Below are 9,180 nucleotides of genomic sequence, written 5' to 3'. Positions count from 1 at the left end.
ATGTAACGTGCGCCCGGGCATCGTGAGGTGCCCAGGTGGCCTGGAGAATTTGAATGTCGTTGAACCCTGATATCGCCGCATTCCTGGAATTGGTCGGCAATGGCCGGGCCAGTGGTAAACGCGTGGCCATGCACGAGCTGAGCCCGGAGCAGGCACGCGAACAATTCGATCAGTCGTCGCTGTTGATGGACGCCGGCGGCGAAGACATCGCACGGGTCGATGACCTGCAACTGCCGGTGCGCGACGGCTCGCGCCTGAACGCGCGGATCTACAGCAATCACCCTTTGGTACCCGGCGCCGGACGCCCGGCGTTGTTGTATTTCCATGGCGGCGGTTATGTGGTCGGCAGTCTCGATTCCCATGATTCATTGTGTCGTGCGCTGGCGGTCATGGCCGATTGCGTGGTGCTGTCGGTGGCGTATCGGTTGGCGCCGGCGTTTCGCTTTCCGACCGCCGCCGATGACGCCCGGGATGCCTGGGATTGGCTGGTGGCCAGCGCCGCAGATCTGGGCATCGACGCTTCTCGATTGGCGATTGCCGGTGACAGTGTCGGCGGCAGCCTGGCGACGGTGCTCGCCGCAGAACTGGCCGACGCGCCTGTGCGGCCACGCTTGCAGGTGCTGATTTATCCGGTGACCGATGCCAGTCGCGCCACGCCGTCCATTGAGCGTTTCGGGGAGGGGTATCTGCTGGAGAAGGAATCGTTGAACTGGTTCTACGCGCACTATCAGCGCGAGGCGAGTGATCGTCTCGATCCACGGTTTTCGCCATTGCTGGCGTCAATCAATCAAGGCATGGCGCCGGCGCTGCTGGTGCTGGCGCAATGCGATCCGCTGCACGATGAAGGCGTGGCGTATGCGCGGCATCTGCGCGAGGCGGGCGTTGAAGTGGAGTTGAAGGTGTATGAAGGCATGACCCACGATTTCATGCGCATGGGCGCGATCATCGACGAGGCCGAAGAAGCGCAGCAGCTTATCGCCGAGCGTCTGTTGCGGGTGTTTGCGGCCGAGTAAGACCGCCCTTGCAGGAGCTGCCGCAGGCTGCGATCTTTTGATCTTGTTGCAAACCACAGACACAAAAACGCCGGAAATGCCGGCGTCTTGTTTTGCGCTGAGCGTGTTACCAGTTGTAGGTCACGTCGGCCGTCATGGTGCGGCCTTCGCCGTAGTAGCAGTCGAGGGTGCTGTTGCACGCGGCGACGTACTTCTCGTCGGTAAGGTTTTGCAGGTTGGCTTGCAGCTTCACGCCTTTGACGTGCAGCGGCGATTTTTCCAGGTCGTAGGAGACCATGGCGTCATACACGGTGTACGACGGGATCTGGAAAGAGTCCGACTCATAATCCGAGCCGTAGCTGCTGCGCACATAACGTGCGCCCAGGCCCATGCCGAAACCGGCCAGCGCGGTAGAAATGTCGAAGTCGTAGTTGACCCACGCCGACGCCGTCAGCGGTGGACGCATGGCCAAGGTGCGACCTTCACGACCGTCGTTATCCTTTTCCCACTTGGTCTGGTTACGCGACACCGACGCCAGCACTCGCAGGTTCTGGGTGACGTTGACTTTGCCTTCCAGTTCTACACCGCGAGAACGCACGGTGCCGCTCTGGGTGCTGAAACCCGGGTTGTTGAGGTCGGAGGTGAGCATGTTGTCCTGGTCGATCTGGTAAGCGGACAACTGAATGAAGCCGTCGATGGAGGTCGGCTCGTACTTGATGCCGACTTCGTACTGCTTGCCGGTGGTCGGTTCGAACGCGCTGCCGCTCATGTCAGTACCGGTTTGCGGCAGGAACGATTCGGCGTAGCTGATGTACGGCGTCACGCCGTTGTCGAACTCATAACCCAGGCCGGCACGACCGGTGAACTTCTCGTCCTTCTGGTTCGAGTGGCCGTTGGTCAGCGGTTGCTTGTTGTCGGTCTCGGCGAAGTCGTAGCGACCGCCAAGGGTCAGGAACCATTGGTTCCAGCGCAGTTGATCCTGAGCGTACAGGCCGGTCTGCTTGATGGTGTTGTCCCACTTGTACGGCTGGCGGAAGTTGATTTCGCCGCCATACACCGGGTTGTACAGGTCGATGCTCGAGGCGGTGCGATCGTACAGGCCGAGGAAGTCGGAACTGAAGTGGTAGTAATCCACGCCCAGCAGGACGGTGTGATCGATATCGGCGGTCTTGAACTTGGCCTGGGCGATGTTATCGATGCCGTAGACCTTGTTGTGCTGCGACCAGTCGACGGCATAGCGGCTCTGATAGCTGCCGTCGTCGAGGCCGGTGGCCGGGTTGGTCGAGAACGAATAGCCGTGCAACGGCGCCACATACTGGTCGTTGACGTCGGCGTAACGGGCGTTCTGCTTGAGCGTCCAGATGTCGTTGAGCTCGTGGGCGATTTCGTAGCCGACGACGAATTGTTCGCGGTGGTATTTGTTCACGTCCGGCTCGCCGATGAACAGGCTGCGACTGATGCGCCCGGCTTCGCTGCGATACACCGTGCCGTTGGCCGGCAGGCCCTGGGCTTCCGGTACGTCATGATCTTTCTGGTACTGACCGAACACGGTGATGCTGGTGCGATCGTTCGGCAGCCAGGTCAGGCTCGGCGCGAGCAACATGCGGTTCTGACTGGCGTAATCGATCGCCGAATCGCTGTCATTGACCACACCGGTCAGGCGATACAGAAACTCGCCTTGATCGTCGATCGGGCCGCCGAAGTCGAAGGCACCGTATTTGCGGTCGTAGCTGCCGCCGCCGATCTTCACTTCGTGTAGCGGGGTGGCGGTCGGGCGCTTGCTGACCATGTTGACGATACCGCCGGGCTGGTTCTGACCGTAAAGCACCGACGCCGGGCCTTTGAGCACTTCGATGCGCTCCAGGGTGTACGGGTCGATCTGCAGCGAACCGCCGGTGCTGCCGCCGCCGTAAGGCATGTGCAGGCCGTCGAGGTACAGCGGCGTCGGCGAGAAACCGCGCGATGTCGGCTCGTCGAAAATCTTCACCCGATCCGAAAAGCCACCGCCGGTCATGCCAGGCGTGTAGAGCAACGCTTCAGTAACCGACTTCGAACCGCGCATCTGGATTTCGTCTTGCGTGACGACGTTGATCGTCTGCGGGATTTCGTTCAGCGGTGTATCGGTCTTCGAACCGGTCGCGCTGCGCTTGGCGACGATGCCGTCAACCGGGCCCCAGGCCGATTCGGCAGCGGCGGAAATATTGGTCGGGGCCAGATCGAGGCTTTCGCCGTTGCCGCGTGAACGCAGTGCAACGTTGTTGCCCTGAACGCTGTAGGCGATGTCGGTGCCTTGCAGCAGTTGAGCGATGGCGGCCGTGGGTTCCAGCGTGCCGCTGACCGCAGTGCTGCGCAGACCGCTGACTTCGTCCGGGCTGTACAGCACTTGCAGATTGGTCTGGCGACCGAATTCCTGCAGTGCGCTCCCCAGCGACTGTGCAGGAATATTGATCGCTACGGCTGCAGCTTGTGCCTGGCCGACCATGGGCAGGGCAAAGGCCAGCGCACAAAGGGCTGGGAGGGTCGGGCGGAAGGAGTGGCGGATCAGCAGAGCCTTGGCGAGCGGGTGGAGTCCGTGTGGTGCGGGCATTGTTCTTCTACTCTTCAAGTGTTGACTGAGAACGATTTCTATTAACTGTAAGTAAGACGTTGAGCCTTTTGAAAACCGGAAAGGCTCAACGCATTTTTTTTACGAAATTTTCACAATCAGGCAGGTTGCAGCTCGGTGATGACGTTTCCGGACTCCATACGCACCAGTTGATCGGCGACATCGAAGTAACGATCGTCGTGGGAAATGACGATGATGGTTTTGCCCAGACGCTTCAGATCCGGCAGCAGTTCGGTGTAGAAAATCCGCCGGAATGTCGGATCCTGGTCAGCCGCCCATTCGTCGAACACCAGCACCGGGCGTTCTTCCAGCCACGCATTGACCAGTGCCAGACGCTTGCGCTGCCCGGTGGACAAATCGGTGGTGGTGAACGCGCCGTCGCGCACGCTGACCTTGTGCGCGATCTCCAGGCGTTGCAGGTATTGGTTGGCGTCTTCAGGGATATGGGTGTCGCCTTGCACCACATCGTCGAACAGGTAGTAGTCGGCGAAAATCGTGGTGAACAACTGGCGATAATCATCACGGGTGACGGCAGTGACGGCCCGGTCGTTCAGACGAATCTCACCCTGTTGCGGTGCATAAAGGCCGAGCAACAGCTTGATCAGCGTGGTTTTGCCACAGCCGTTTTCACCGACGATGAAAATGATGTCGCCTTGCTCGATCTTCAGATTCACCGGCCCCAGACGGAACGGCTTGCTGCCTTCCACGGCGGGGAAACTGTAAGAAACATCGGTGAGTTCCAGGGTGTGAACCGGCGTGGCTTTTTCCGTCTTATGGTTGAGCAGCAAGTGCGGCTCCGGTGACGAAAACTGTTCGGACAGGTCGGCGATGCGGCGGAACGCAACTTGCGCGCGGCTGACAATCGGCAGCGTGGCAATCAAATGTTCCAGCGGGCCCTTCATGTACAACAGCACCAGCACAAAGCCGCTCATCACGGCCTTGTCGGCGTTCGGCCACAGCGATTGCATGGCCAACGCCAAGCCGATCACCACGAAGAACAGCATCGAACCAAGGGTTTTGGCGACGACGAAAATGTTCACCGAACGCACCTGGGTGGCGCAAATCCGGTTGGCGGTGCCTTCGATGCCGGACACGAACATGCGCTGGCGGCGCGGGCGGTGGATACGCAGTTCCTTGGCACCCTCGGCAACGGCGTGGTAGTGCTTTTGCAATTCGTCTTCGTAGTCGCGGGCCTTCATGAAACCTTGCATGCCGCGTCCACGGGCGATGTATTGAATGACGGTGCCGATGGCGATCGCCACGACCATCATCAGAAACATTGGCAACGACAGCATCGCCAGATAGCCCATGCACGCCAGGGTCACGGTCAGGGAAATGGCCAGCGGGGCGAAGGCGAAGGCGAAATCGCTGATGGTGTCGACATCATGGGTCAGCACCGGAATCAGTCGATGGCTGCGGTAGCGTTCGATTTGCTCGATGGGCGCCGACAGCACTTTTTCACCCAGCTCTTTACGCAGTCTGGCAATGATGTGCTGGCCGACCCAGTTGGTGCCGATGTCGGAAAAAATCGAGCTCACCAGCGCCAGCAGACACAGCCCGGCGAAGATCCCCACCACGGTGTTGGTCAGGCCTGCCTCGGCGTGCAGGACGTTGTTGATCGTCGCCAGCAATGCCGTAACGCTGAGGCCACCGATCATGCCGAGCAGAATCGAGCCGATGACGATCAGGCGAAAGGGTTTGAGCAGGGCGAACAATTCATTGATCACCCCGCGTGTTGGTTTGCTCATGGAGGTTCCCTGCTTGAAGAGTGGCCGGGCCCGGCATCGGTCGCGGGTGTGGCCTGGGTGACATAGAGGGCGGTGGCGCGATGCATCGGATCGCGCCCACCTGTAAAACGACTGAAGGGAAGGTTAATTTAGCCGCGCGCGTTTACAGATCCCGGGCGACGCGCAAGCCTATCCAGTCACCGCGCGTGTCGGTGTAGGTGGCGTTGCGATTGCCGGAGCGCGAGAACACCGGTGCTTCGCCCCAGTCGTTGCCACGAATGCGGCGGATGTCGCACTTGCCGGTCTGCCAGGCGCTGCCATCGCTCGGGGCGCCGACGTAGTTTTCGTTGTAGCAGTCGGCAGTCCACTCGTAGATGTTGCCGTGCATGTCGTACACGCCAAACGCGTTGGCCGGGAAGCTGCCGGCCGGTGCGGTGAAGTTGTAGCCATCAGCGGCGCCATAGGTATTGGCGTGTCGGGCGATGCTGTATTCCTTGCCCTCGTCGAACGGGAAAGGAAACGGGCCGGTCGTGCCGCCACGGGCCGCGTACTCACGCAGTGATTCGCTGACCAGCCGATACTGTTTGCCTGTCTTCTTCGACAGCCACGCGACGTAGGCTTCCACCTCGGGATAGTCCATGCACACCGCCGGGTGTCTGTCGGTGTATTGCTTGCGCGGATCGCTGCCCTGGTAGTCGGGAATCCCGGCCTTGCAGGCGCGGCCCGGGCGTTCATCCCCGTCCGGCATCTTGTAGCCGGTGTCGCTGAGGTAGGCGTCCCACTGGCCTTTGAGAATCGGGAAGCGGCTGATTGCCAGTGGCTTGGCGAAAGTGACCGGGTGCAGCGGCCCTTCGTCCGGCTCACGGCCGACTTCATCTTCAGGCGTGCCCATGGTGAACGTGCCGGTGGGCAGCACGACCATTTCCGGGCAATCCTTGCAGTCCTTAAACACCTTGCCCGGCACGGGCGGCGTGGCGGCCGGTGCCGACGTCGAGAACAAGCCGGCAGCGAGGGTGGCGAGCGCCAGTGTCGGTAACGCCCTCAAGGAAAAACGGTGCAGTTCGCGGTTCATCTTCGGTCTCGATCAAAGGTAAAGGAATCGCTCGGGCTCACAGGCTCTGGTCGAGCACCGCCAGCAAGCGGTCGATTTGCGCTTCGCTGTTGAGCAGCCCCGGCGCCGTGCGGATCACCGGGCCCACGTCGCGGTTGACGGCATCGGCCACCACGCGGTTGGCCATCAAGTGGGCGGCGATTTTGTCGCTGTCCTGGCCCTTGACCCGAAAGAATGTGAAGCCTGCGGAAAACTCGGGGCTCAACGGCGTCACCAGTTCGATTGGCGGGCGTTGTTGCAGGCGTGTTTTCAAATAGCGGTTGAGTTCATGAATCCGCGCCTGCACCTCGGCCTTGCCCAGTTGCAGGTGCAATTTGAAGGCTTCACCCAGCGCCCAGCGGTGTTCGAAAGCGTGATAGCCGCCCGGCGTCATGGTCTTGGAAAAATGCTCGGCCTCGGAAAACGTCGGGATGATCGGCGTAACGTACTTCACTTCGCGGGTGCGGCTGCACACGATGCCGGTACCGCGTGGGCCGAACATCCATTTGTGCGTGCCGGCGATGAAGAAATCGCAGTTCATCGCCGGGAAACTCAGGTCTTCCACACCAAAACCGTGTACGCCGTCGACCACATAAATGATGCGATCGGCATCGTTGCGCCCACGGTTGTGTTTGTCGACAAGCGCGCCGATGGCGGCGAGCGGCAGTTTCACACCGCTGCCCGAATGCACCCAGCACATGCCGAGCACCCGGGTCTCGGGGCGGATGGCGTCATCAATGCGGGCGAGCAAGTCGTCCTGGCTGATCTTTTGCGGGTCATCGAACAGGCGAATCTTGCGCACGCGGGTGCCTTCGCGTTGGGTGCGCAGGTCGAGAATCGTGTGCGTCGCATAGTGTTCGTGCGCGGTGGTGAGGATTTCCTGATCGGCGCGCACATGCACGCCGCCGTAGATCATCGTCAAACCTTCGGTGGTGCTGCCGGTCAGGGCGATCTGGCGGGCATCCGCCTGCAAATACTTGCCGGCCCAGACGCGCACGGCTTCTTCGCGTTTTTCGGTGACGCCCAGATCCCAGTCCATCGCCATGCCGGGGTTTTTATCCAGCTCGGCGCGATGCATTTCGATGGCCTCACGCACCGGTTTCGGGTGGGTGGTGACGAGGAAATTGGAGAAGTGCAGGTAGCTCGGATCCTGATCGAACAGCTGTTGCAACTGCGCCCATTTGTTGCGCGGCAGCGGGGCGATGGACGATGCGCTGGCCACGTTTTGCAGGCTCGCACCGAGCGGCAATGCGGCAGCAACGATGCCGGCCTGTTTCAGGAAATCACGACGATTGCTCATGGCTTGGCGGTGTCCCGAGCGGTGGCCAGCGCCGGTTTCGCCGATTTCTCGACCTGATCCCAGACCCGCAGGAAGTTGCCGCCCCAGAGTTTGGCGATGTCCGCTTCGGAGTAGCCGCGTGACAACAGTTCGGCGGTCACGTTGCGAATCTGCCCGACGTTTTCCCAGCCTTTGACGCCGCCGCCCTCGTTGAAATCGGAACTGATGCCGACATGGTCGATGCCGATTTTTCTGACGGTGTAGTCGATGGCATCGCCCAGATCCTTGAGGCTGGCCTTCGGCTCCTCTTCGAGGATTGCGTAGAGACGGCTGGCGTACTGGCCGAACTTCTGTTCCGACCACGCGGAAATGATCGGGTCGCCGGGCATTAGCGCCATCGCCAGATTGGGCAGCGGCGGCAGGCCGAATTCAGCGCGCAGTTCGTTGAGCTTGTTTTGCGTGCTTTGGGTTAACGGACGCAGGTATTGCGAGAACGCGACGATCTGCACCACGCCGCCGCTGTGCTTGATCAGTTGCATTTCCTTGTCACTGAGGTTGCGTGGAATATCCACCATCGCCCGTGGCGCGGAATGCGAGGCCACCATCGGCGTGCGACTCAGCTGCGCGACTTGTTCGAGCGCCTTGGTCGACATCTGCGACACGTCGATGATCACGCCGAGATCGTTCAGGCGTTTGACCGCTTGTTTGCCGATGTCCGAGAGGCCGTCGAGGGCGTCCGGCGAATCGTTGAGGAACGGCAATGGGCGAGACGAGTCGGCCCAGTCGTTGTTGCCGATGTAGCTGAAGCCGAACATGCGCATGCCGCGTGCGGCCCACAGGTCCAGCCGGTTCAGGTCGTGGCCCAGCGGATAGGCATTGAGCATGCTGATGAAAATCGCGAATTTGCCCTCGCCGTGCAGGCGGCGGAAGTCGTCGGCGGTGTAGGCAATCGCAACCTGGTTGGGGTAATCGCGCACCATGCCGGAAATGATTTTGTAGCGGATTTCCTGCTGATTGCGCGCCTCCTCGACGAACCCGGCGGTGGGCTTGTGCGGGGCGTTGGCGCCGTTCCAGATTTCTGGCCAGCCGAAGATCGTCAGCGCCGCGCCGGACAAGCGTCCACGATTGGCCTTGACCAGATCGAACTGGCCATCGCCGTCCTTGTCGGCCTCATTGCCGGCGGTGCCGAAGTTCTGCATCAGGCTGACGTGGCTGTCGAAAGAGAGCATGTGTTCGTGCAGCTCGTCTGCCTGTTTCACGACTTTGGGCGCGTAGCCGAGGTCGTCTTTGAACCAAATGTCCCAGGCTGCAAAACCGGCGCCGGCGCTGATTGCCAGGGCCAGTGGCAGGCCGATGTAAAGAGCCTTTTTCGAACGTGGTTTTGTCATTGCCATCTCAGTCAGGTTCGCCGTCGAGGTGCAGGCGCATAGGCCGTTGCTATCTGGAAAGAACGACCGACGGGGCGGCAAATTTAGTGGGGCCGGAGA

Annotated in this window: 6 protein-coding genes; 1 reads left to right on the top strand and 5 read right to left on the bottom strand. The window is 60.8% G+C overall.

Going from position 1 to position 9,180, the window contains the following annotated elements; genetic code table 11:
* The first annotated feature begins 53 nt into the window (after positions 1-53).
* Positions 54-1,013 carry an alpha/beta hydrolase gene (locus GIW69_RS03090; protein ID WP_236480661.1) on the top strand — a complete coding sequence of 320 codons (960 nt, stop codon included), beginning with the start codon at positions 54-56 and terminating at the stop codon, positions 1,011-1,013.
* A gap of 106 nt (positions 1,014-1,119) precedes the next feature.
* Here the strand turns inward: GIW69_RS03090 and GIW69_RS03085 are convergent, their stop codons facing one another.
* The 5 genes from GIW69_RS03085 to pvdM all read right to left on the bottom strand — a co-directional run bounded on the left by GIW69_RS03085 (position 1,120) and on the right by pvdM (position 9,081).
* Positions 1,120-3,579, bottom strand: coding sequence for a TonB-dependent siderophore receptor (locus tag GIW69_RS03085; protein ID WP_236480660.1), 2,460 nt, complete (start codon positions 3,577-3,579; stop codon positions 1,120-1,122).
* Positions 3,580-3,695: 116 nt separating this feature from the next.
* Positions 3,696-5,345 carry a cyclic peptide export ABC transporter gene (locus GIW69_RS03080; RefSeq protein WP_236480659.1) on the bottom strand — a complete coding sequence of 550 codons (1,650 nt, stop codon included), beginning with the start codon at positions 5,343-5,345 and terminating at the stop codon, positions 3,696-3,698.
* Between the two features lie 142 nt (positions 5,346-5,487).
* On the bottom strand, positions 5,488-6,396 hold the full coding sequence (gene pvdO, locus GIW69_RS03075; protein WP_236480658.1) for a dihydropyoverdine dehydrogenase: 909 nt from the start codon (positions 6,394-6,396) through the stop codon (positions 5,488-5,490).
* A 37-nt stretch (positions 6,397-6,433) separates the two neighbouring features.
* Positions 6,434-7,714 (bottom strand): pyoverdine-tailoring periplasmic protein PvdN, encoded by a 1,281-nt coding sequence (pvdN, locus tag GIW69_RS03070; RefSeq protein ID WP_236480657.1) that lies wholly within the window; start codon positions 7,712-7,714, stop codon positions 6,434-6,436.
* Positions 7,711-9,081: a pyoverdine-tailoring dipeptidase-like protein PvdM gene (pvdM, locus tag GIW69_RS03065; RefSeq protein WP_236480656.1), complete on the bottom strand. Its 1,371-nt coding sequence runs from the start codon at positions 9,079-9,081 to the stop codon at positions 7,711-7,713. Before pvdM ends, pvdN begins: the two co-directional genes overlap by 4 nt.
* Positions 9,082-9,180 lie beyond the last annotated feature (99 nt).

Origin of the sequence: Pseudomonas syringae (genome assembly GCF_021605415.1) — a bacterium.
Classification (GTDB): domain Bacteria; phylum Pseudomonadota; class Gammaproteobacteria; order Pseudomonadales; family Pseudomonadaceae; genus Aquipseudomonas; species Aquipseudomonas syringae_S.
Note: the sequence above shows the minus strand (reverse complement) of the source record. Positions and strands in the feature narration are given on the sequence as shown.

What these genes read in the sequence shown, in the direction of transcription:
- GIW69_RS03090 (WP_236480661.1), top strand. Translation starts at nt 54, where the DNA reads ATGTCGTTGAACCCTGATATCGCCGCATTCCTGGAATTGGTCGGCAAT.
- GIW69_RS03085 (WP_236480660.1), bottom strand. Translation starts at nt 3,579, where the DNA reads ATGCCCGCACCACACGGACTCCACCCGCTCGCCAAGGCTCTGCTGATC.
- GIW69_RS03080 (WP_236480659.1), bottom strand. Translation starts at nt 5,345, where the DNA reads ATGAGCAAACCAACACGCGGGGTGATCAATGAATTGTTCGCCCTGCTC.
- pvdO (WP_236480658.1), bottom strand. Translation starts at nt 6,396, where the DNA reads ATGAACCGCGAACTGCACCGTTTTTCCTTGAGGGCGTTACCGACACTG.
- pvdN (WP_236480657.1), bottom strand. Translation starts at nt 7,714, where the DNA reads ATGAGCAATCGTCGTGATTTCCTGAAACAGGCCGGCATCGTTGCTGCC.
- pvdM (WP_236480656.1), bottom strand. Translation starts at nt 9,081, where the DNA reads ATGACAAAACCACGTTCGAAAAAGGCTCTTTACATCGGCCTGCCACTG.